The organism is Paenibacillus sp. NFR01, from assembly GCF_900111565.1.
Classification (GTDB): domain Bacteria; phylum Bacillota; class Bacilli; order Paenibacillales; family Paenibacillaceae; genus Paenibacillus_AQ.
This window is the reverse complement of the sequence record NZ_FOIK01000002.1, coordinates 487,103-509,860: the sequence shown is the minus strand read 5'-3', so window position 1 is coordinate 509,860 and position 22,758 is coordinate 487,103. Positions and strand designations below refer to the sequence as shown.

The window sequence follows — 22,758 nt, the reverse complement described above, 5'->3', positions numbered from 1 at the left end:
CGCTATGCGCTTCGCATAGCGGGGTGGCCTTGTCTTGATCATCTAGTGGCGGATCAGATAATCAAAGGCACCGAGCGCGGCGGTTGCTCCTGATCCCATGGAGATAATAATCTGCTTGAACGGACTATGGGTGCAGTCTCCGGCGGCATAGACCCCGGGCATACTCGTTGCGCCGTAGCCGTCGACGACAATCTCGCCCATCCGGTTTCGCTCGACCGAGTCGCCGAGCCAATCCGTATTCGGGACTAGCCCAATCTGCACGAATACGCCCTCAAGGGGAATATGCCGTTCTTCGCCGCTGTCCCGTTCGGTATAGGAAATGCCGTTCACCCGGTCTTCCCCGGTGATTTCTTTGGTCTGCACGTTTTGAAGCACCGTCGCGTTCGGCAGGCTGAACAGCCGCTGCTGCAGCACGGCATCCGCTTTCAGCTCCGGCATAAATTCCAGCACCGTCACGTGCTTGACAATGCCGGCCAGGTCGATGGCCGCCTCGATGCCGGAATTGCCGCCGCCGATGACCGCAACATGCTTGCCCGCAAACAGCGGCCCGTCGCAATGCGGACAATAGGCGACGCCTTTGTTCTTGAACTCCGCTTCTCCGGGCACGCCGACATTGCGCCAGCGGGCGCCGGTGGCAAGGATCACGGTTTTGCTTTTCAGCACAGCGCCGTTCTCCAGCTCCACCTCGATCAGTTCTTTGCGTTCCAGACGGGCGGCACGCTGCAGCTTCATGACCTCAATGTCATAGGCCTTGACATGCTCCTCCAGATTGGCGGCCAGCTTTGGGCCTTCCGTATGCTTGATGCCGATCAGATTCTCGATGCCCAGCGTATCGAGCACCTGCCCGCCGAAGCGTTCGGCGATCAGTCCGGTGCGAATGCCCTTGCGCGCCGCGTAGATTGCCGCGCTGGCGCCGGCCGGTCCACCCCCGACCACAAGCACGTCGTAAGGCGCTTTCCCGGCAAAATCCGCGGCAGCCGGAGCATCGCCCAGCCTGGCGACGATCTCTTCCAGCGACATCCGGCCGCTGGCGAAAAATTCGCCGTTCAGATAGACGGACGGAACGGCCATAATGCCTTTGCGCTCCACCTCATCCTTAAAGGCAGCGCCGTCGATCATCGTATGCGTGATGCCCGGATTCAGCACGCTCATCGCCACCAGCGCCTGGACGACATCCGGGCAGTTATGGCAGGTTAAGCTGATATAAGTTTCAAAGCGGTATTCCCCGCGGAGCCGCTTGACGCGTTCCGCGGTGTCGGCCTCCACCTTGGGCGGCCGGCCGCTGACCTGAAGCAGCGCCAGCACCAGCGAGGTGAATTCATGGCCGAGCGGAACGCCGGCAAAGACCACGCGGGCGTCTTCGCCCGGACGGCTCACGCTGAAGCTGGGCGTCCGCGGCAGTTCCGCTTTTTCTACCTTGATCCTGGCGGACATCGCTGCCAATTCCTCTACAAGCTCCAGCATCTCCAGCGAAATCCGATCCTGGCCCGCGCTGGCCCGGAGCACCACCTCGCCTTCCATCAGTTCCAGATACTGCTGCAGCTGCGCCTTAATCTCAGGTTCGAGTGCCATCGGCGTCTGCCTCTAAATCTTTCCGACCAGATCCAGGCTCGGCTTCAGCGTTCCTGCGCCTTCTTGCCATTTGGCCGGGCAGACTTCGCCGGGATGGCTGCGGACGTATTGCGCCGCTTTGACCTTATTCACGAGCGTGCCCGCATCGCGGCCGATGCCGTCGGCATTCACCTCAACGGTCTGGATGATGCCGTCCGGGTCGAGAATGAAGGTGCCGCGCTCGGAGAGGCCCTGCTCTTCGTTCAACACATCGAAATTGCGCGAGATCGTTTGCGAAGGATCGCCGATCATCGTATAGGTGATTTTGCCGATTGCTTCCGAATGGTCATGCCAGGCTTTATGGGTAAAATGCGTGTCCGTGGAGACGGAATATACCTCGACGCCCAGCGATTTGAGCGTTTCATACTGGTTCTGCAAATCCTCGAGCTCGGTGGGGCAGACGAACGAAAAATCCGCCGGATAAAAACAGATAACGCTCCATTTGCCTTTCAGGTCGGCTTCGGAGAGCTCGATGAATTTGCCGTTGTGATAGGCCGAAGCCTTAAACGGTTTGATTTCACTGCCAATCAGGGACATGGGGGTTCCTCCTCGAAATGGTGTGGCGGCAGGCCGCTGTGCCTGCGCTCCTTCCGTTAGGATGGTTGACCGGAGCAAAAATATTCCTGTATGTGCACGTTGTATTTCGTACAGTAGCTTCGCTTGCATTTTTTACAGCGAAATAAAAAATCCGCTGCACAGTGTGCAACGGATTGTATTATTTGCCGCATTTTCGGTTCACCCATTGGATGAACTGCGATGAAGCAACGGGAGGGCCGGCTTACTTCACATCATCGGCTGTTTGCTTAACGAAAGTTTCACTGCCGTCTGCGTTCCGTGAAGCCACATGAGATACGGTTGCTTCCTGCACGTCGCCGAATGCCCAATGGCTCGGCGGCACATCCGGGAAGACCGGTGCCATGCCCTGCAGCGGTCCGCGGAACAGCATGCGGTTGATCATCGTCACCGCTTCGGCGCGGGCGATCTTTTGACCCGGACGGAAGCTGCCGTCGCTGTAGCCGCTCAGGAAGTTGCCGCTATAGAGCGCTTCGATCGCATTCTCCGCCCAGTGGCCGTCGCTATCGGAAAAATGGTTCTGAACCGGAACCCCCGGTTTCAGCTGCAGGAAGCGGGCCATTACCGCGGCTAATTCGCCCCGTGTCACCGGTTGGTCCGGCTTGAAGGTTCCATCGGCGAAGCCGCTGAAGTACCCGTGTTTGACGGCGATCATAATGTAGTTGGTCGCCCAGTGGCCTTGGCGCACATCGGTAAATGAAAGCGTGCCGTCCTGCTTTTGATTGTCGGTCAGGCGGGCGACGATGGCAGCCAGCTCAGCCCGGGTTAGCGAAGCGTTAAGCTTGAACTCCCCGTCAGGCATGCCGAGGATATACCTCTGATGGTTCAAAGCGCCGAACCGGTCGGAGAAAATTTTGATTTTGGCCGTCGAAGCCGCCGAAATTCCCGTAGCGCCAGCAGCGGCAAAATCGCCGCGGACGCTCAGTTCTTTTTCCGCTTCGGATAGCTGTGCCCACTTCACGGTGAACTTCAGGCTGCCCGTCTGTCCGCCGGACAGGTTGGTTACGTTCCAGGCGATCGTGTTGCCGTTCGCCTTGCCTCCGCCGGCATCCGCAACCTGTGCCTCCGCCGGGAGGGTTATGGTCACCGTTCCGTTATTCAACGTTACAGAGGAGAGGTTCTTATAGTCCACCGTGAACGTGGACTCGCTTCCCTCCTTTACAACATTCTGCGGAGTCGAGACCGTCAGCGCGAGCGTCGGTCCCGGAACGGTTCCGCCGGTATCTCTTGCCAGCTTAATGTCATGCTTGACGATATCCTGATTCACCGCGATCACCGGACTGATGTAAGTCTGGTAGCCCGGTTTGCTTACGACGAGATAGTAATCCGTTTCCGGGTAAACCATATAGGCGTAGTTGCCGGATGCATCTGTCGATTGCTCCGGACTCGCGTTGTCGTTCGGCGCAAAACCGGTGAGCGCAGGCAGATGCACCGGTGTTCCGCCCGTTTTGCCTGCTGCCGTATTTCTGGCCGTCTGTGCATAAAGCAGTGTTACCTTGGCGCCCTCGACCGGCTGGTTGGTGCCGGCGTCGGTCACGACCCCGTACGGGTCGATTAACTGCTGGGTAATGTTCAATTCACCGTTTGCTTTCAGGCTGACTGTGCCCTGGCTGATCGTAATTTCTTTACCCGGTTCGATTGCATAACGGACCTCCAGCGTATAATCCCCTACCGCCAGCCGGTTGGCATTGAATACGCCTTGTCCGGAGACAGGGAAGGCTTTAGCCACGCCGTTTTCTTGCACATAGGCGCCGTGGGCGTCTTTCAAATAGATAAAGGTTTTGCCTTGCATCTCCGAAATGAGCGGTGCTGCAAGTCCGTTCGGCTGCTTGAAGCCGACGATGCCGGTGATCGTTTTATCCGATTCGAAAGTCTCATCTCCGTTCCCATGCACCGCCCCGACGGTTGCCGTCTGGTTGTAGGTGATGGAGGTCGGAGTGCCGCCGATAATAACCGTTTGGGTAATGGTTAAGGTATAGGTCTGGCCCCCTTTCGGAACGGGAAGGGCGTAAGCGCCGTGTTCATCCGTAATGACCGTTTTGTCAAAATCGATCTGAGGGTCAATGATGCCGTCCCCGTCGATGTCGAGCGTTACCCGTACGGTGGCGCCGGGAACCGGCGCATTGCTGTCTCCGCTGGTAATTACACCCTTCACCTGTGCCGGAAGAAACGTAAGAAAGACTTTAGCATCGGCAGACAACCCTTTATCCAGATCCAGCACAGTGGCGGTGACTGGGACGGATAACGGATCCGTTCCAGTTAATGCGCTGGACTGGTAGATCACTTTGGCGATTCCGTTGCTGTCGGTCACCGCTTCGGCACCCTCCGGAAAAGAACCTTTGTCGGCTTGGAACTCTACTTTAACTCCGTTGATCGGATGGTTATCGGCATCTTTGAGAACAGCCGACAATTCCGATGTCGATTGGCCGTCCGCAAGGATTTGCTCCGGGCTTGCTAACAGAGCGAATTTAACTTCAAGAACCTTGAAATGGTTATCGGCCAAACGGGAAGGATCTTCCCCCGGGAGCTGCTCTCCCTGAGCATCTTCGGCCGAGAAGGTGACCGTATAAGTACCGGTGCCGGTCTTGTCGGCTAACGGCGTATTGGTCAACGCCCATTGCTTGTAGCCGTCGGCCACGCTCGTGGTAGTATTGATCCAGATCAGCTCAACCTTACGTCCGTTCACATCGGCAAAGACCTTATTTGCCGTGAGCGCCGATACGGCGGACAATTTCAGCGGCTGCCCTGGGATTGCGGTCACTACAGCGGCATCGCCCTGCGATTTGTCGCCGACCCAGCCGTCAAGGCCTTTCAGGATGCTGAGCTTAACGGTGGCGGGAGGACTTGTCTGGCCCTGTTGATCGGTTACTGTATAGGAAAAGGTATCGATGCCCGCTGTATCTGCTTTCGGCGTATATAACCAGTCTTTGGCATGCGGCTGATCCGGACTCGCCGGATTCAGGGCTCCCTTCGACGGGCCGGTTCCCGTAACGATGGTATACGCCAGTTCGCCGATATTTGCACCTGAATCGGTACCGGACAAAGTGATCGGCGTAGCATGGGCATTCTCCTGCAGTTCTGTGACCAGAGGCGCGGCAGCCGGTATGCCATTGTAGGAGATGGTTACTTGTGCCGGGATCTTCGAATAATGTTTGCCGTCGTAGCCGGACCATCCAAAGCGGACAGTGGCCCCGTTCTCCAGATCGGCAGCCGGAGTGAATTTAAGGCTATTGAGTGCAGCCGCGGGGATCGACGTCGTTGCGCCTTGGGGCGCATATACGGCCTCTTCCACAGATGGGCCGTCATAATACAGCTTTCCGATATGGTCAAAGTCCTCCGGAAGCGTGACCTGAATGCCCTGCATCGGATCGTTGTCTGCGTCCGAATATGCGGAGGCAAAGCTGTTGCCGTCGGCAGCGGCGAAATCAAGCGTTTCTCCCATTAAGCCGGTTTTGGCAATATCGGTAACCGCCGGAGGCGTATTGATGGAGATGCTTATCTTCTTATTCTCCAACGCATATTGCTTCCCATCGGAACCGTTCCACCAAAATTCGGCACCGCCTTCCGCATTGGGTTCCGGAATAAATTGCAGGTTGTCCAGTTCTGCGGGAGTAAGCTCCTGTCCGGCTACGACAGGGCTGGTGGAGGAGCCGGATACCAGCACCAATGTGCCCTTGGAAGCATCCGGCAGAGAGATAATTTTCGCCTTGACGAGCGGTTCGCTATCGCTGTCATGATATGCGCTGCTGCCGGTAAAATCGTCCGCTTTGAAAATCACGGGCGACCCTTTATCCGTAAGCTTGGTAATATGCTCGATCGTCGGCGCATAGTTCAAATGGAGGTTTACATGGGCAGAGTTCACGGTATTTTTGCCCTGGCCGTAACCGGTCCAGGCGAAAGATGCATCTGCGTCCATGGTTGGGGCCGGCTGGTACTTGAGCTTGCCGAGGTCGGCAACCCCGATGGAATACCCGTCCGTTCCGAGGTTGGCCGCGGTTAATTCCTGGCCGTTAAAGATCAGCTTGCCGTCCGCCGCATCCGGCAGGGAGCGGATCGTAACCACCTGCAGATTCTCGCCGTTTGGAATATCGCCGGCTCCTCCGACCCCGCTGTTTTTGAAGAAGCTGGATTGGAAATCCGCCGCGCTCAGTTGCAGGTCGGTATTCTGCAACACGGTTTTGTCGATATCATGGGCTTTCATGTTGTATGTAGAGAACGACAATACATGCTCGGCTTTACCCGGCGTCCCGTCATTACGGGCATCGAATAAAATCACGTTAACGAAATACTCGGTCCCGGGAACAATACTGGAGTTGGTCAATACCGGGTCCCAGTCCTTGCCGGCATTCTGGGCGGCATTGGTGAAACTTTTGGATTGAACGTCAAGGTTGAGGTCCTGCACGTTTCCGTTGATATCCTTGACTTTCTGAATAACGTTCGCTTCCACGACATAGTTCCCGGTGTTTTTAGGGACAAAAGTGGTATCAAGCGTTATTTTTCCGTTCTGAACCGTGAGGCCGGCATCGGTAAACTCCCCATTCTCCCGCGTGCCCCCGTCGATGACGAGCTGCGCCCAGTCGATTTCCGTAACCCAGCCATCGTTAAATGTATTGGTTGGCGCCAAATAATAATGATGGATCGAGGTCCCGACATAATTATCGCCTGTTGCGATTTTTGAGAAGTCGGCAGGCAGAAGGGAGAAGACGGTCGTGTTCCAGATTTCATTTTGTCCGGACAGCGCCCCTATGTAGTTAGCCTGCTTGAATTCCTTTTTGTAGCCGTCGGAAGCATTTTTCCAATTGTCCGAGGTCGGCCAAGGCGTGTAGGGATCCCCGAGCTTGATATCGTCCGCATTGCCGGACATATATACCCGGTCCCATTCGCCGCCAACGCCGTTTTTATACTCGTCGACGTCGTAGGCCCGGACAAGAAGCTGCGCGCTGACTTTGGGGAGTTGCTGCACATTGACAACCTTGTATTCAATCGGGTACAAGGGATCGCCGTTTTTAATGCGGCTGGTGCTGTAATCCAGGTCGCCGTCAGCGGGGGTATTCGCTGCGCCATTGCCGCCCCAATTGTCGGTATCGGTAAAATAGGTTGCTCCGGTAAACAGCGGAACCTCACCGGCGGAGACTTCTTGCGAGCCGAAGCCGGCGACCCAGGTTCCGGCCGCTACGGCGACCGCGAGTACGAGTGAAACTATGGTTTTGGTGCGTTGCTTTCTCTTCAAACCCCTGTCTGCTCCCTTCAAATACATCAATAAGTTATTATCACAAATTTGATATTACCTAAATCTAGTAATAGTGTCTAGAAAAAATCGCCAAATTCCGTGACTTCCGTAGCATATATTTTTGCTTTTCGACACTTGTAACATTATATTAATAGGGAAATAGACGTATAAAATGTCCGGGGACGTCGGATTTTCCTGCAGATGCGCGAATGGCAATTAAGGACTAGTGAAGCTGGTTTTAGGATAGAAAAACGGGTTGAATAAAAGACTACACATCAAAAACGGAGAGTACAAAAGGAGGAGTAATCAATGAAGCCATCCGATCCACAGGGCTGGAAGCTGCAGCATAGCTATGCCGAGCTCCCGGAAGGCCTGTTCACCCGGGTGACGCCGTCGCCCGTGCGCGCACCTAAGCTGGTGATGTTCAACCGGCCGCTGGCGGAAGCGCTGGGACTGAATGCCGATGTCCTTGCCGGCGAAGAAGGCGCGGCCATCTTCGCCGGCAACCAACTGCCGGAGGGGGCTGAGCCGCTGGCGCAGGCGTACGCGGGACACCAGTTCGGCTATTTCACGAAGCTGGGGGACGGCCGCGCGGTACTGCTCGGCGAGCAGCTCGCGCCGGACGGCACGCGGATTGACATTCAACTGAAAGGCGCAGGGCGAACGCCTTATTCCAGGGGCGGCGACGGCCGCGCCGCGCTCGGTCCGATGCTTCGCGAATATATCATCAGCGAGGCGATGCATGGCCTCGGCATTCCAACGACCCGCAGCCTGGCGGTGACGGCAACCGGAGAGCCGGTCATCCGGGAGACGACGCTGCCAGGAGCGGTGCTCACCCGGACGGCGGCCAGCCATTTGCGGGTCGGCACGTTCCAGTATGCCGCTGCTTACGGCGGCAAGGACGAGGTGCAGGCGCTGGCGGATTACGCGCTGCGGCGGCATTATCCCGAAGGGCTGACCCAGGAAGCGCCTTATCTGTATTTGCTGAAGGCGGTGGCGGAGCGGCAGGCGGCACTGATTGCCCGGTGGATGCTGGCCGGCTTCATCCATGGCGTCATGAATACGGACAATATGGCCATCAGCGGAGAGACGATCGATTATGGGCCATGCGCTTTTCTGGACACGTATCGCCCGGACACGGTATTCAGCTCCATTGACCGGCAGGGACGGTATGCTTACGGTAATCAGCCGTACATTGCCGGTTGGAATGTGGCCCGTCTGGCGGAAGCCCTGCTGCCCCTGCTGCATGAGCACGAAGAGGAAGGTGTACGGCTGGCCGAAGAAGTGCTGCATGCATTCTCGCCGCAATATGAAGCGCGCTGGCTGGAAGGCATGCGCGCTAAGCTCGGGTTATTCGGGGCAGAAGCAGAGGATGAAGCGCTGGCCAAAGACCTGCTCGCGCTTATGGCGGAGCAGCAGGCGGATTATACCGGCACCTTCCGCGCGCTGACGCTAAGGCAGCAGGAACGCCTGCCGATGTCGGGGACGGAAGCGTTCGCCGCGTGGGAATCGCGCTGGCGGGCCAGACGGGAGCGCCAGCATGCGGATGACGAAGCAGCCGCGCAGCTGATGCGGCGCAGCAACCCGGCGGTGATTCCGCGCAATCACCGGGTGGAGGAGGCGCTGGAGGCGGCAGAGCGGGAGGATTACAGCGTGCTGCACCGCCTGCTCGCCGCGCTGGCCGATCCTTACGCCTATACGCCCGAACAGGAAGCGCTCGCCGAACCGCCGGCGCCTTCATCCTGTGCGTACCGTACGTATTGCGGGACCTGAGTCGGCATTCAGCGGGAAACGCTGACGAGACTGCTGACCAGAGCTTCCGCCATTTCAGAGCTTGGCCGCGCCTTGCTGCATAGCATGGATGACGGCTGCATCCGCCGGGCGGCCGAGCTGCTCGAGCGCGTACAGCACGGCGCCGGCAACCGGCGGAAGCTGAGGCTGGAGCGCGGCATACGCCTTGCGCGCCCCGCGCTGGAGCCGTGCTGTCAGCCCGGCACGGAAATAATCGCTGTTCACAACGCTGCCGATGCAGGCGACGGGAACAGGATCCTGCCGGAGGCTGCCGGCCAAGAGGCCGATGCCGTTCATGATCTGGTCCATGGCGCGGTCGCATACTCTTTGCGCGGCGCCGCTGCCGCCGAGGGCTTCTGCGGTGACGGCGGGAGCGAATGCGCCGAACGTTTTGTCGCGGGTGCGGCGGTCGGATTCAAAGCCGGCCTCGGCGAGCGTGTGCAGCGCAGAGAGCGAGGGCTTCTGCCAATGCTCCAGCATCCGCCGGATCAGCCGGTCGTCGGAGGCATCCGTATATCCGGCAAGTACCTCATATACCGTTTCATAGGCAATGCTGCGGGCGGCGCTGTTGGCATAATGATGAAAATCATAATTGCGCAGCAGCCGCCCTTCTTCGTTCACGGCCACTAGGATGGAGCCGGTTCCCGAAATGACGATAATGCCGGGGGTTCCCGGCATGGCGCCGTAGTGGGCAATGAGGGCATCGTTCACATGCCATTTGGGGCAGAGCAGCTCGGGAAGATCGGTCAGCCGCAGGATCCATTCCAGATCTTCCGGTGCATCGTATCCGGCGATTCCGGCCGCGATTCCGATCACTTGCCCGGGGGCGATCCCGCCGAGCGCAAGCGTATGGCGGATCGCTTCATGCACGTTGCTTGCCGCAGCGGCGTCCCGATAAAGGGAAGCGCTTCCTTTTTCACTGTAAGATAAAATCGTTCCGCGAAGATCGGCGGCCATGACCCGGGTGTGGGTGCCGCCGCCGTCGATGCCGAGGATAACCGGTTCAGGCTGCATAGAACAACACCTCTTTTTTGGAATAAGAGAGTAGACACTTGCGGGTAAATTTTAACGAGAATGGTACCAGCATACTACAACCTCCCGGACCATGGAAATGGAATGCTGCCGCAAAGTGGAGAAGGACTGTCCGGAAATGGTATAATCTCGCGTAGATGTATTTGCACTTAGGAGGCATAAATCATGAGAGAAGAACTTATTGCCCAGCTCGACCAGTGGCATGAGGACGATGAAATCCAGAACATTGTGGATGCGGTAACAGAAATTCCGGCGGAGGAGCGGGACTATACGCTGGTGAGCCATCTGGGCCGGGCGCTGAACAATCTTGAACGCTACGAAGAGGCGCTGGAGCAGTTCATGAGCGTACAGGACGAAGGGGAAAATGATCCGCTGTGGCATTTCCGCGTCGGTTTCGCCAACTATTATTTGAAGCGGTACGAGGAAGCGGTTGCCGCGTTCGAAGCGGCGGACCGGCTGGAGCCGGACGATGAAGACACGCTGGAGCTGCTGGGGCTAAGCCGGCGCAAGGCGGCCAAACGGGCTGCCAAGGAAGCGGCGCGGGAAGCGGCGATGAAGAAAACGTCGGTTACCAAAACCCTGCCGAAATACGATTACTCCGGATTCTGGGACGAGAGCGGCGAGGGCAGCGATTACGAGGCGCCGCGTCCGAATGATGCGCTGATTGCGTCCGTGGAAGAACAGCTGGTGTTCAAGCTGCCGACATTCTACGTCAACATGATGAAGCAGCATAACGGCGGCGTTCCGCGCAACAACAAATACATGCTGGAGAACGGCGAGGTTAACGGCCAGGCGGAGATTCGCATTGCGGGAATCCGCGGCATCGGGCGGGACGCCAAATATGCGCTTTGCGGACCAGAGGGAAATCTCCATGCCATCGACACCTGGAATTATCCCGAATTCGGCGTGATCATCGCGGACGCTCCGTCCCCGGAGCAAGGCGTGGTGATGCTGGACTACCGCGAAGCCGGCAACGACGGCGAACCGGAAGTGGTTTACGTTCATCGGGAACCGCGGCAGATCATCCCGCTCGCTCCGAATGTCGAAAGCTTTGTCCGCGGACTGGTCAAGTCCGAAGAATAGGTTCATTGATTTGGCGCTCGTCCTGTCCGCAGGGCGGGCGCTTTTTTATGGACGGAAGACGGCTCCTCTAACCCCTCTCATCAAACTCTAATCTTTCTGCAAAGATTTTCTCATCCGCCGGCATTTATGCTGGAAGCATCATAGCGGAGGAGGAATTGAAATGAAAGAGTTTCCGGGACATGGAAAAATGAAGCTGCTCGCTTGCGGGACGGCTGCCGCGCTGCTGGCGGCAATGATTTGGGCCGGCGGGCCGGCTGCGGCGCGGCAGCTGGACGAAAGCGGCTTTGAGGCCAAGCCGGTTGCTGGAAACAGCGTACAGGCCAAGACGGTCCAGACGGTAAAGACTTCGGTTCAAGCGGCTTCGGCATCCGGCGTGAAAGCGGCGCTTAACGTAAAAGTGAGCGGCCGGGAAACGACAGTAGACAAAGGCGTAACGGCTGTGGGTCCCGGAAAAGCAGGAACCCTTGCCGTAACCAACCGGAATGGTTCGATCACCTTTACGCAGGGCACCGGAAAAAATATCGAGGTACATATGAAGGTGATTGTCGCGGATTCGACGGAAGCGGAAGCCAAGGCGGCGGCGGACAAGGTCAAGCTGCAGGTTCGTCAGGGAACGACACTGGGCATCGAAGTCGAGGACGGGAACGTGTCCCGGACCAATCCCCCGCAGGTAGCGCTGTCGGTTACGCTGCCGCAGAAGCTTGGCGCGAAGCTGGAGGCGGAGCTGAACAACGGCGATATTTCACTGTCAAACGTGAAGAATACCGGTACAATTAAGCTAAAGGTAAACAATGGGGACATTGCGGCAAGAGGCGTCGTTGCAGACATTGTCCTGCAGGCGGATAACGGCAGCGTTGCGGTTGCCGATGCCAAAGGTGCGGCGGACGCCGCCGTCGTGAACGGCGAAGTGGAGGCGACGCGCATTTCCGGCGCGCTTGCGCTGAAAGCGACCAACGGCACCCTAACGGCAACGGGCGTATTCGCTGCCCTGAAGGCCAGCGTGGTGGCCGGTGAGATTGACATTTCCACAAGCAAGCTTGGCGGCAATTGGGACGTCAGCTCTGCGACCGGAGACGTGACGCTGGCCTTGCCGGCTCATTCTTCCGTAAAAGTAGACGGCAAGGTGATGCTCGGGGAACCGGAGACGGATTTACCGCTGACGGTAAAGGGCAGCCGGATTAGCGGCACCATCGGTGCAGGTACGTACACCGTGAGCGCTTCATCCCTTTCGGACCTGTCCATTTTGAAAAACTAAAGCGTAAGCGAGGTGCCTCGCGTTGAAGGAACGCGTGCTGATCATTGAAGACGAGACGGCGATGACCCGTCTGCTGGAACTGGAACTGGCTTACGAAGGGTATGAAACGGCAAGCGCCGGCGATGGCCCTTCGGGTGCGGAAAAAGCGCTGAATGAACATTTTGACCTCATTCTGCTTGATCTGAATTTACCCGGAATGAACGGCATGGAAGTATGCCGGCAGATCCGCGCCGTCAATACAACGCCGATCATCATGCTGACGGCCCGGCATACGGTCGGCGACCGGGTACGCGGCCTGGACATGGGAGCGGATGATTATCTGCCGAAGCCGTTTGCCATTGAAGAGCTGCTGGCCCGGATGCGCTCGCTGAAGCGCAGGATGCAGCCGCGTGAAGCGGAGGCGATGCTCACCGCCAAGGATTTGCGGCTGGACGAGGCGGCGCATCTCGTCACCCGAGGCGGGCGGGAGATCGAGCTGTCGCAGCGCGAGTTTGAGCTGCTCCGCTGTCTGCTGCTGCACAAGAACCGGCTGATGAACCGCGAGGCGCTGCTGAATCTCGTCTGGGGATACGCCTACGAAGGCGAAACGAATGTGGTGGATGTCTACATCCGTTACGTGCGTTTGAAAGTGGATGAAGGCTATGGCGACAAGCTGATTCATACGGTCCGCGGCGGCGGATACATATTGCGGGAGTAGAGGGTGGCAGGATGAAACATTGGACATTTTCCCGCAAGGTCAGCCTTTCGATTGCGGCAGCTTCGCTCCTGGTGGTGCTGGCGGTCAGCGGTTTTGTATATACGACCTTCAAGCATTGGAACGATCGGCAGGTTCAGGCTTTACTGGACGCCAAGCTGGACAATTTCGCGACAAAGATGAGCGAGGTCAGCTTTTTGCCGTCGCTGCTGAAGCCGGGAGCCGGCGGCGGCAGCGGGGCGGCGGCGATCTTCAAGCCGGATTTATCTTCGTTTGCCGGGGATCTGGAGGCCGGGCAGCAGCTTGAAGTGCTGGATACCAAGGGCCGGATTCTGGCGGAAGTCGGCGCGGGTCATCCCGCGGATTCGCACGTCGCCTACATGGCCGAGCGTACCTTCAGTCCGCTGGTGTACGGCAAGCTGACGCTGCGGCTGATCGATACCGGTAAGGCGCAGAATGCGGCAGCCGAACGGGAGATCGGCAGGCTGCTGCTGCTTGGTCTGCTGCTGGCCGTCCTAGCGGCGGGTCTGGCAGGATGGATCGTCACCCGTTCGGCGCTGAAGCCGATCCGCGGCATGATCCGGGAGGTGCGGGCGATCGGCGCCGACAACCTGGGCGAGCGGCTGCATTTGCCTAACGCGCAGGATGAAATCCATCAGCTCGGCGATACCTTCAACGCGCTTCTGGAGAAGCTGGAGCTATCCTTCAACCAGCAGCGGCGGTTCGTGGCGGATGCTTCGCATGAGCTGAAGACGCCGCTGGCGATCATCGAAGGACATACGCATATGATGCAGCGCTGGGGCAAGGCGTCGCCGGAGGTTCTGGAGGAGTCGCTGGCATATTTAATGGAAGAGACGCGGCGTATGAAGGAGCTGACGGCAAGCCTGCTGCTGCTGGCCGAGACGGAGGAGCCGCTCCCGGAGGAGGCCGCCGAAACCTGCCTGCTGACCGGGGTGGTCCGCGAGCTCCTGCCGCAAGCCGGGCTTTTGAAGCCCGGGGTGGCAATGGTTGTGGAGGAGCCGCATCCCGAGGATCTTACGTCTGTAAGGATGCCGGAAGCAGCCGCTTACCAGGTGCTGCGCAATATCGTCGAAAATGCGGTAAAGTATACGCCGGAAGGCGGCGAGGTACGGATAGGGTACACGGTATCGGCCGGGCAGGTGACGGTTACGGTCAGCGATACCGGCATCGGCATCGGCGAAGATGAGCTACCGCATGTGTTCGACCGCTTCTACCGGGCCGAGGCTTCGCGCAGCCGCAGCAAGGGCGGGTCCGGACTGGGCTTGTCCATCGTCCGGACGATCATGCTGCGGTACGGCGGCAGCGTCGGCATCGAAAGCGCACCGGGGCGGGGCACCACGGTGACGCTAAAGTTCAAGCAGGCCGGCGGGTAAGGGCCGGCCTGCTTATGCTGCCGCTGCGCGCGGCTATTCCGGAAGGCCCTGTTCCGCGGCATGGCGGAACAGGGCTTCCAGGTCCCCGCTCAGCAGCAGCGGCAGGGCCGCTTCGATTCCCGGAAGCGGCCAGTCCCACCAGCGGAGCCGCAGCAGCTCCGCTATTTCGTGCTCTGCGAAGCGGTAGCGGAGCACCCGGCCGGGATTGCCGCCCGCGATGGCATAGGGCGGCACGTCCTTGGCGATCAGCGCCCCGGCGCCGATGACCGCCCCGTCCCCGATGCGCACGCCCGACAAAACCGTCGCCCCGTCGCCGATCCACACGTCGTTGCCGACAACGACATCGCCTTTGCTCTTGGGGTGGCCCGGAATATGGGCCATGGAGGGCAGCAGCGCCGTAAACGGGTAGGTGGTCACCCAATCCGCACGATGCTCTCCGCCGAGGAAGACCGTTACATTTTGCGCGATGGAGCAAAATTTGCCGACGCGGAGCATGGCGGCTTCGCCGTAGGTGCGGAGCGCCGGGCTGCCGTACGAGAATTCGCCGAACACGGCCTTGGCGCTTGTCCGGGGCGGAAATTGCCGCAGCAACGCGGTCAGCCGGCTTCCGGGTTCTTCCGTCATTCCACATCCTCCTGTCTGCCGCTCCGCATGTTCGGGGACTTCCTTGAATATGTGGAGCGTTGTCTTTTATTCATATGCCGCGAATTTTCAGCCGGTGACGGAAGGGATCGCGCGATCCGATCTTGAAGTTTACTAATCATACTGAGAGAAATATACAAGGAGGCCGCTGTGCAAACCATCGCAATCCTTACCGACATTCACGGTAACGCTCCCGCGCTTCAAGCGGTGCTGAACGATATCGCCAAACGCGGCATCAAGCGGATGTATTGTCTCGGAGACACGGTTGGTATCGGGCCGGATACCGATCGCATCTTCGAGCTGCTGCTGGAGCAGCGGGACATCGCCTTTGTGTGCGGCAACCATGATCTGGCGCTGCTGCGGGCAGCCCGCGGCGAAGCGCCGCCTCCGGGCCAAGAGGCGGAACGTTCCCACCATGAATGGCTGGCCCGGAGGACCGATCCGCGGCATGTGGCGCGGATGGCTTCATGGCCCATGGAGATTCTTACCCGGGTCGAACAGGTGCCCGTACTGCTGACCCATTATCATCTGGATCCGGACGGCTGGTTCCAACCGGTCGACTGGAATCCGTCCACGGAACGGCTGGAGCGGCAGTACGCCGGCCATCAAGCCCGGCTTGTCGTTTTTGGCCACCATCATGTCGTGCATCATTTTACAAACGGCCGCCGGACGTTCTTCAATCCCGGCGCACTGGGCTGCGCCCACTCGGACCGCCCGGTTGCGGCATACGGCATTGTGACCATAGACGGGGACCTTGTGTCGGCCGAAGTTATTGAAGTCGTCTATGACCAGACGGATTTGCTGCGTGCTTATGCCGAGCTGGACGTGCCGGATAATACGCAGATTTTGCGGATTTTCCACGGGAGGGATTCCCATTAGAATCCGGATTATCGGGGGCTGCGGCAGCGGCAAATCGTATATCGCCCGGGCGTTGTCGGACCAATACGGCATTCCTCACTACGAGACGGACAATATGGTATGGGACCGGAGCGCGGCTGCCCGCCGGTATCCCGAGGAAGAGCGGGATGCCCGGCTGCGCGGGATCGCGGCTTCCGCTTCATGGATCATCGAAGGCGTGCATCACCGCTGGGGCGCCGAAAGCTTCGCGGCGGCGGATGTCATTTATATTCTGAATCCGCCGAAATGGCGCCGCAACTGGCGGACGATCCGGCGTTTTGCGCGGACCCGGCTTGGGCTGGAGCGGGCTAATTACAGACAGACTTGGGGCAACCTGCGCGTGATGCTGCTGGAGTGGAACCGTGATTTCGACGCCAAGGCGCTGCCTGAAATTATGAAGCTGACGGAGCCGTTCGCGGGGAAACGCGTGATTGTCCGCAGCAGTGCCGCTATTTTGCAGCATGCCGCACAGTGGTATGCCGCCACAGCCAGAGAAACCGCAGAGAAGGAGCAGCCATGAAGAGAAGAAAATGGATGATTCTTGCGGAAGCGTAAGTTAGGGAGTGAGTGTGACTGCGGAAGCAGGATTTAAGATGAAGATGGGGGGATGCATTCCTAAACTCAGTAAATCATCATCTCCCTGCGTCCCGTTGCACTTTGTACAACGGACTCGCTCATAAATAGCCCAAAATGAAAATCCGCTGCATTTTATGCAGCGGATTTTTACGTTTTGGCTCTAAAGGGGCATATGGGCCGCAGTTCATTGTACAAAATGCAATGGAATCGCAAAAGTGTGGCGATTTTGCCGATTTCGTTGTACAAAATACAACGAAGCTCCGGCAGAAGGGTCCACGAGAAATCCCGTTGCCAGCTGAATGGCAAATTTGGTCGGCCAGCAGATCAAACGATAAGTGTGCGGTGCAACGGAGTCCGCTGCAGCATTTGCAAGCGAATCGCAGTCTATGGTTGGCGTAACCCATGGATCGCCTAACGAATCTCCACCACGGCCTTCATCCACTCTTTCAGCGCGGTGGAAGGTGCCGATGAACTCCACGCGGTGAGTTCATCGTTGTCCCGCTGCGCCCACAAGCCGAGCTTCTCCTTCAGCAGCCGGTCGAAGGCTTCCGGCGCTGCGGCTCGCTCCGCCTGCAGGCCGGCCATCAGCCCCGGCCAGCGGTAACCGCTTTGGCCGTAGCTATGCTCGGGATACGCTTGTGCCAGCGCCAGCATGGAATCAAGCGATTCCCCGTCGAGCAGGCCAGCCGCCAGCGCGTATCCGACAAAACGGTGGCTCCGGTCTTCCGCGAGCGCAGCCGCAAGCTCACGACGGGCCGGCCCGATTTTTCCCTGGTAAATAAGGCCGGCTGCGTGCAGCGAAAGGGAGTAACTGCCGGGATCCCCCTCATTAAGCAGGATGTATTTCTCGTAGTAATGCTCGTATTCCTGCCATTTACCGTGTTCCTGTGCGTTATTGGCCAAGGTAAAGGCAGTCTGGGCATCCGGCTGCAGCGCAAACAGATTCTTCAGCAGCGGGAGGGTGGCTTCCTCCAGGCGGTCATCTTTCGTTAGGGATGCTTTGGCATGCATGATGCGGGTGATCATGCGCAGGGCATGGGCATCCCGGGGGTGAGCCGCATAATCGCTGCGGTATACTTCCAGCGCTTCCTCTGGCTTGTGATCCAGCACAAGCCGGTCCGCCGGGGTCAGCTCACGCGTCTGCAAAGCGAAAAACGGCAGATTGCTTACCGTCTTCTCGTTCAGGCGGTAGCCGTTGCTGCGGGTAATCAGCCGTCCCCCGGCATCGTAGGCTTCAATGCTCCAGGAGAATTTGCCTTCCGGATTGGCGAACCCGAGCAGCGACTCCGGCTCGACCGTCTCCCAGCCGTCCCCGCTCCAGCTCAAGAGGTAGCCTCCGCTGGCGTCCATTTCATCGGTCGACATCGTCAAATGGCTATCCGTGATCCGCTGCCGAACCACGGTCCCCATCGACCCGCTGTCCGTGTAGATCCAGCCGGTAAACGAATAATACGCTGCCTGTGCCACCGGTTCCCACCGGAAGGTGACGGAAGGGCCGGTGATGACTTGAGAATTGACCGGCGAGATCAGATTCAGCAGCGGCTGCAGCGTGATATTCGACGTAACTTCATCGCCCTGCCCGATCTCAAGCCAGTCATCCTGCGTGACCGGCCAAGTCCAGCCGTCGATCTGCTCAAAGCTGAGCCCCAGCGCTAGCTGGTAGAACCCAGGGATAACGCCGGTGAACCGGTAATGCCCATTCGCGTCCGTTACGGTCTCATACGGCTCCGAGCCGGGCAGCACGCTGTGGTTTACCTCGCTCTCCGCGCGCAGGAATACGCCAGCTCCGGCGACCGGGGTCCCGTCGCTGCGCGTCAGCGTGCCGGCCAAGGCGGAGGTCGCCCGCATGCCTTGCTTCATGGCGTCTTCCAGTGAATTCCGCAGCAGGATCAGCTGGCGTTCCGTATCGGTGGACGCCAGCTCTTCTTCGGTTCGTCCGGAGGATGCCGGGACGCCGGTGCCCGCCGCTGCGCTTGAAGCTGCGGGGAATGGGTCCGCCTCTTCCTTCCACCAGCGGCGGTATTGTTCCAGCGCGGCCTTCACGCCGGCCAGCGCTTCCTCCGGCCGCCCGTCGGCGAAGCGCAGGCGGCCGAGCAGCAGGGCACGCCGCGCTTCCAGCTCGCTGTCGTTCATGGACACGGCAAAGTCCGCCGTGTCCAGCGTTTGCGCCGCTTCCGCCAGCGCGCCGCTTTCGAGCTGCCGCTGCGCGCGGAGCAGCAGCAGCTCTTTCTTCTGCGCTGCGTCGCTGCCCGCCCGCTCCAGCGCCAGGTCCAGCGCCAGCGCGGCGGCATCGCGCTGGTCCAGCGCGTCATATTCCGCCAGCAGCAGCTTCAGCGCGCTTAGCAGCGCCTGGTCCGGCGCAGCGGTGCGGATGTATTCCGCCAGCAACCGGATTTTGTCCTGCGCAGGCAGCGCTGCCGCCGCAGGCCCGGTGTCTTCCGGGCTTTCGCTCCACTGGCTGGAACCTGCGCCTACGTATACATTGTAGGCCCGAACAGCGCCCATGCCCGGTTCGATCAGCGAAGAGCGGATAAGCGCCAGGCGTTGTCCTCCGGTTGCCTCCGCTAACCGGGTCAGCAGCTCCGACGAAGCGGCGTCCGGAGCGGCGCTGCCGTCGTCCGGCCGTCCGGAAGCGGAGGAATGCCAGACGGCTCCGGCCAGCAGCAGGACCGCCAGCAGAAGAAAGGCAGCCAGATGTTTGACCTTGATTCTAATGCTCATGCTGCTTCACCGCCCGATCGTAAAGATCTTTCCAATACATATTGCCGCCGACTTCGATCAGCTGCCGCTGCGCTGGCGGTGCCGTGCCGCTCTGCGTGGAAGGGCTGCCGGGCGGCGCTTCATTCAGCTTCCAGACCGCAGCGGCGATCACAAAAACAACGACGCATAAGGCCAGCGGCTGCAGCGGAAGGATTAGTTCCTTATTCCAAAAGGCCGAAATCCGGTCTCGCCAGCCTGCCTGCCGCGCCTTTCGCATGACTTCGTCCTGCCCGCCGAAACGGAGCGGCGCCACTTCCTCGGCAAGCCGCTCCCTAATTTCCTCGCGATCGTCATTCATTCCCGTATCCCCTCCTTTTCCAAAGCCTGCTTCAGCAGCTGGCGGCCCCGGGCGAGCCGCGATTTTACCGTGTTTTCCGGCTTGCCCAACTGCCCGGCAATGTCCAGCACGCTCATCTCATGGTAATAGTAGAGCGTCAGGCATTCGCGGTAGATGTAATCCAGCCCGACGATGGCATCCGAAATGCAGAGCCGATTCCATCCGGCCAGCGCCAGCGCCTCGGCACTGTCGGCGCTGCCGGCTTTGTCCGGGAGCCAATGGTTGCTTCCGCCGGCCGGGAAAATGCTTCGCCAGCTCCAGGTCCGCCGCCGCATCCGGCAGCGGTTGACCGCGATGGAGACCAGCCATGCCTTTAGCCGCAAGGGATCCTTGAGCTGCCCGATTTTGGCATAGGCTTGAAGGAATGTATCCTGCACCGCTTCTTCCGCCGCCTGCCGGTCGCCGAGCAGCAGATACGCGGTCCGCAGCAGCATATCCCCGTAATCCTCCATAAGCCGGCGCAGGGCGGCTTCATCCCGCGCCTTCAGTCCTTCGATGATATCCAGATGGAGCCCCCTCCCTTTACTAGTAAGATGCCGGCTGGAGCAGCAGGGTTGCATCGCTTGCGTAAAAAAATCCCTCAACCCGTTCCGGCGGCTCAACGCTTTGCCCCAAGCCCCGCCCATTTTCCGGTTTGATTGGCCGGCGCTCAGGGTAAGCGATACGTATGGCCGGAAGGTGCCGAAACCTGCAGGCATTTTGCCTGCAACCTTGTCAGGTGCAGCTTCGTCTATAGATTTGCTTAACCCGTTCAAGAAGAACGAGGAAACATCATACTATGGATAGTTATAAGGAGATGCAAACGATATGTCACGAACTTTTCGAGTAACCGCGAGCATACTGATGTTGTCCAGCATGCTGGCTTTAGCCGCCTGCGGCTCCGGCAGCAATACGGATTCGGCGGCAGGAACGGAAACGGCGGCCCCAACCGCGGCTGCCGGCGGCGGGGAAGCCGCAGCGACCGCTTCGCCGTCGCCGGCGGCCACCGCAACCGCTGCCCCTGCCGAAGCAACCAGCGCGCCGACGGCAGCGCCGGAAGCCTCCGCGCCGGCAGACGCGCCGGACACGGCGAAAGAACTGAAGGAGCTGCTGCATCTGGCCGAGCAGGGCCGCGCACCGGGCATCAAATATGCCGCGCATACGGGGCTGATCGACGATGTGAAGGCCGCGTGGGGCAAGCCGGATGTCGAAGAATCGGCGGGCAGCGGCATCTATGCCACCTACAAATCCAAGGATGCCGTAATCGGCTTCAATAAAGGCAGTCGAATTTTCGATGTCCGCTCCAGCGCCGCCGATTTGCAAAAGCTGACGCTGAAGCAGATCGAAGCCGTGCTCGGACAGCCGGAGGATACGAAAACGAACGGCGGAGACACAATTTATATTTATCCGGCCGGCAAACAGTTCCAGCTGAAATTCATCATCCCGGAATCGACCGGAACGGTAGACCATATTTCGGTCTTCTCGCCGAAGGATTCGTTCAACAACATGGCCGGATAAAGCAGCAAACCGACAGCCCGCAAGGGCTGTTTTTTTATGGGGATGGAAGGGATTGGGAGGGGTCCCGCGAATCTCTATCCTGGAGAGGAGCGAAACGGATGCGAAAAAGCATATTGCTCATCCAGCCGGAAAACCGGAAGATCAACGCCTTCCGCCGGCGGCAGTTCAACAATTTCGTACAGATCACGATGCCTTATTTGGCCGGATTCATCGACGAGACGAAATACCGGATTACGCTGGTGGACGAGTACCGGCAACGAATTCCTTATGGCCGCCCGTTTGACCTGGTGGCGATCACGGTCAATACGCCGAATGCGGCGCATTGCTACGGCATGGCGGCAAAATTCCGTGCAAGCGGCGCGGTGGTCGTGCTCGGCGGTCCCCATGTGACCTTGCTGCCCGGGGAGGCTTCCCGATACTGCGACATCCTTGCGATCGGGGAGGCGGAAGAGACGTGGCCGAAGCTGCTGGAGGATTTTTACCGGGGCGAGTACGCGGCGGAATACCGCTCCGAGACCATTCCCCGGCTCCAAAATCTGCCGGTTCCGAGATGGGATCTGCTGCGGCGCAGCCCGCTGATGAAGGGAGCGGTATTCTCCACCCGCGGCTGCCCGCATAACTGTGCCTACTGCAATCTCAAGCAGATCTATCATAACCGGTTCCGCACCCGGCCGGTCGATGAGGTGATCCATGAAATCTCGCTGATGAAATCGCGGTTTTTCGTGTTTTGGGACGACAACTTTTTTGCAGACAAGGCACATGCGGTTGAGGTGATGGAGCGGCTGGTTCCTCTGCGCAAAAAGTGGGCCGCCCAGGTCACCCTGGCCGACTGCAACAACGAGGAGCTGCTTACCAAAGCCCGCGCGGCCGGCTGCCTATACTTGTTTGTCGGGCTGGAGTCGTTTTCGCCCGCTGCGCTGAAGGGCGTGAACAAAGGGGTCAACCAGGTGGCGAGATATGAGGAGATCATCGGCAAGCTGCACAAGCACGGGATCATGGTTCAGGCCGGCATTGTGTTCGGCTTCGACGAGGATTCGCCCGATACGTTCCGGCAGACGCTGCAGGGCTGCGAGGCGCTGGGCATCGACGGCGTGACCGTCAGCCTGCTGACACCTTTGCCGCAGACGCCGGTGTACGCGCAGATGAAGCGGGAGGGGCGGCTTTTGAGCGGGGACTGGAGCCTCTACAACGGCAAAACCGATGTCGCTTTCCAGCCCAAGGGGATGAGCCCGGAGGAGCTGCACCGCGGTTATGTGGAGTTCCGCCGGCGGTTTTATTCGCTGCCTTCCTTTGTCCGGCGGATGCGGGTGTCCCGAACCCATCTGTTCTATAACTTTGCGATGAACCTCGGGTACCGGCTGGCGCTAAAGCGGTAATCGTACCAGG

17 protein-coding genes are annotated in these 22,758 nt (G+C 59.2%); 9 read left to right on the top strand and 8 right to left on the bottom strand.

All coding sequences use genetic code 11. From position 1 onward, the window contains the following. Positions 1 to 42: 42 nt before the first annotated feature. The 3 genes from ahpF to BMW84_RS13520 form a co-directional block, all read right to left on the bottom strand. Positions 43 to 1,572, bottom strand: coding sequence for an alkyl hydroperoxide reductase subunit F (gene ahpF, locus BMW84_RS13530; protein ID WP_091069241.1), 1,530 nt, complete (start codon positions 1,570 to 1,572; stop codon positions 43 to 45). A 12-nt stretch (positions 1,573 to 1,584) separates the two neighbouring features. After that, positions 1,585 to 2,148, bottom strand: coding sequence for an alkyl hydroperoxide reductase subunit C (gene ahpC / locus BMW84_RS13525; protein WP_091069239.1), 564 nt, complete (start codon positions 2,146 to 2,148; stop codon positions 1,585 to 1,587). A gap of 241 nt (positions 2,149 to 2,389) precedes the next feature. Beyond that, on the bottom strand, positions 2,390 to 7,414 hold the full coding sequence (locus tag BMW84_RS13520; RefSeq protein WP_175498807.1) for an S-layer homology domain-containing protein: 5,025 nt from the start codon (positions 7,412 to 7,414) through the stop codon (positions 2,390 to 2,392). A gap of 309 nt (positions 7,415 to 7,723) precedes the next feature. Between BMW84_RS13520 and BMW84_RS13515 the strand changes: the two genes are divergently transcribed. Then, on the top strand, positions 7,724 to 9,187 hold the full coding sequence (locus BMW84_RS13515) for a protein adenylyltransferase SelO (protein ID WP_091069234.1): 1,464 nt from the start codon (positions 7,724 to 7,726) through the stop codon (positions 9,185 to 9,187). Positions 9,188 to 9,241: 54 nt separating this feature from the next. Here BMW84_RS13515 and BMW84_RS13510 read toward each other — a convergent pair whose 3' ends face one another. Beyond that, a complete protein-coding gene (locus BMW84_RS13510) occupies positions 9,242 to 10,219 on the bottom strand; it encodes an N-acetylglucosamine kinase (RefSeq protein ID WP_091069232.1) in 978 nt (325 codons plus the stop codon). Between the two features lie 183 nt (positions 10,220 to 10,402). On the opposite strand from BMW84_RS13510, the gene BMW84_RS13505 reads away from it, so the two are divergent. The 4 genes from BMW84_RS13505 to BMW84_RS13490 all read left to right on the top strand — a co-directional run bounded on the left by BMW84_RS13505 (position 10,403) and on the right by BMW84_RS13490 (position 14,663). Next, positions 10,403 to 11,320 carry an SMI1/KNR4 family protein gene (locus tag BMW84_RS13505; RefSeq protein ID WP_091069229.1) on the top strand — a complete coding sequence of 306 codons (918 nt, stop codon included), beginning with the start codon at positions 10,403 to 10,405 and terminating at the stop codon, positions 11,318 to 11,320. A gap of 160 nt (positions 11,321 to 11,480) precedes the next feature. Next, positions 11,481 to 12,575, top strand: a complete 1,095-nt coding sequence (locus tag BMW84_RS13500; RefSeq protein ID WP_091069228.1) for a DUF4097 family beta strand repeat-containing protein — start codon at positions 11,481 to 11,483, stop codon at positions 12,573 to 12,575. 22 nt (positions 12,576 to 12,597) lie between these two features. Next, the gene (locus BMW84_RS13495; protein ID WP_091069226.1) at positions 12,598 to 13,272 is read left to right on the top strand and encodes a response regulator transcription factor; all 675 of its coding nucleotides are present in this window, start codon (positions 12,598 to 12,600) and stop codon (positions 13,270 to 13,272) included. A gap of 11 nt (positions 13,273 to 13,283) precedes the next feature. Then, the gene (locus BMW84_RS13490) at positions 13,284 to 14,663 is read left to right on the top strand and encodes a sensor histidine kinase (protein ID WP_091069223.1); all 1,380 of its coding nucleotides are present in this window, start codon (positions 13,284 to 13,286) and stop codon (positions 14,661 to 14,663) included. A gap of 33 nt (positions 14,664 to 14,696) precedes the next feature. Here BMW84_RS13490 and BMW84_RS13485 read toward each other — a convergent pair whose 3' ends face one another. Beyond that, positions 14,697 to 15,287 carry a CatB-related O-acetyltransferase gene (locus tag BMW84_RS13485; RefSeq protein WP_091069221.1) on the bottom strand — a complete coding sequence of 197 codons (591 nt, stop codon included), beginning with the start codon at positions 15,285 to 15,287 and terminating at the stop codon, positions 14,697 to 14,699. 168 nt (positions 15,288 to 15,455) lie between these two features. Between BMW84_RS13485 and BMW84_RS13480 the strand changes: the two genes are divergently transcribed. Next, the gene (locus tag BMW84_RS13480; protein WP_175498806.1) at positions 15,456 to 16,184 is read left to right on the top strand and encodes a metallophosphoesterase family protein; all 729 of its coding nucleotides are present in this window, start codon (positions 15,456 to 15,458) and stop codon (positions 16,182 to 16,184) included. Then, positions 16,117 to 16,722, top strand: coding sequence for a P-loop NTPase family protein (locus tag BMW84_RS13475; RefSeq protein ID WP_254772981.1), 606 nt, complete (start codon positions 16,117 to 16,119; stop codon positions 16,720 to 16,722). The genes BMW84_RS13480 and BMW84_RS13475 overlap by 68 nt, the downstream gene beginning before the upstream one ends. Before the next feature lie 467 nt (positions 16,723 to 17,189). Here BMW84_RS13475 and BMW84_RS13470 read toward each other — a convergent pair whose 3' ends face one another. The 3 genes from BMW84_RS13470 to BMW84_RS13460 are packed head-to-tail and all read right to left on the bottom strand — an operon-like array spanning position 17,190 to position 20,573. After that, a complete protein-coding gene (locus BMW84_RS13470; protein ID WP_091069217.1) occupies positions 17,190 to 19,499 on the bottom strand; it encodes a carboxypeptidase-like regulatory domain-containing protein in 2,310 nt (769 codons plus the stop codon). Then, on the bottom strand, positions 19,489 to 19,836 hold the full coding sequence (locus BMW84_RS13465) for a hypothetical protein (protein WP_091069214.1): 348 nt from the start codon (positions 19,834 to 19,836) through the stop codon (positions 19,489 to 19,491). The genes BMW84_RS13470 and BMW84_RS13465 overlap by 11 nt, the downstream gene beginning before the upstream one ends. Continuing rightward, positions 19,833 to 20,573 (bottom strand): RNA polymerase sigma factor, encoded by a 741-nt coding sequence (locus BMW84_RS13460; protein WP_254772980.1) that lies wholly within the window; start codon positions 20,571 to 20,573, stop codon positions 19,833 to 19,835. Before BMW84_RS13460 ends, BMW84_RS13465 begins: the two co-directional genes overlap by 4 nt. Before the next feature lie 109 nt (positions 20,574 to 20,682). Here BMW84_RS13460 and BMW84_RS13455 point away from each other — a divergent pair, with 109 nt between their 5' ends. Both BMW84_RS13455 and BMW84_RS13450 read left to right on the top strand, forming a co-directional pair. Beyond that, on the top strand, positions 20,683 to 21,372 hold the full coding sequence (locus BMW84_RS13455; protein WP_091069211.1) for a YjgB family protein: 690 nt from the start codon (positions 20,683 to 20,685) through the stop codon (positions 21,370 to 21,372). Between the two features lie 98 nt (positions 21,373 to 21,470). Then, complete coding sequence (locus tag BMW84_RS13450) at positions 21,471 to 22,748, top strand: B12-binding domain-containing radical SAM protein (RefSeq protein ID WP_091069208.1); 1,278 nt, start codon at positions 21,471 to 21,473, stop codon at positions 22,746 to 22,748. Positions 22,749 to 22,758 lie beyond the last annotated feature (10 nt).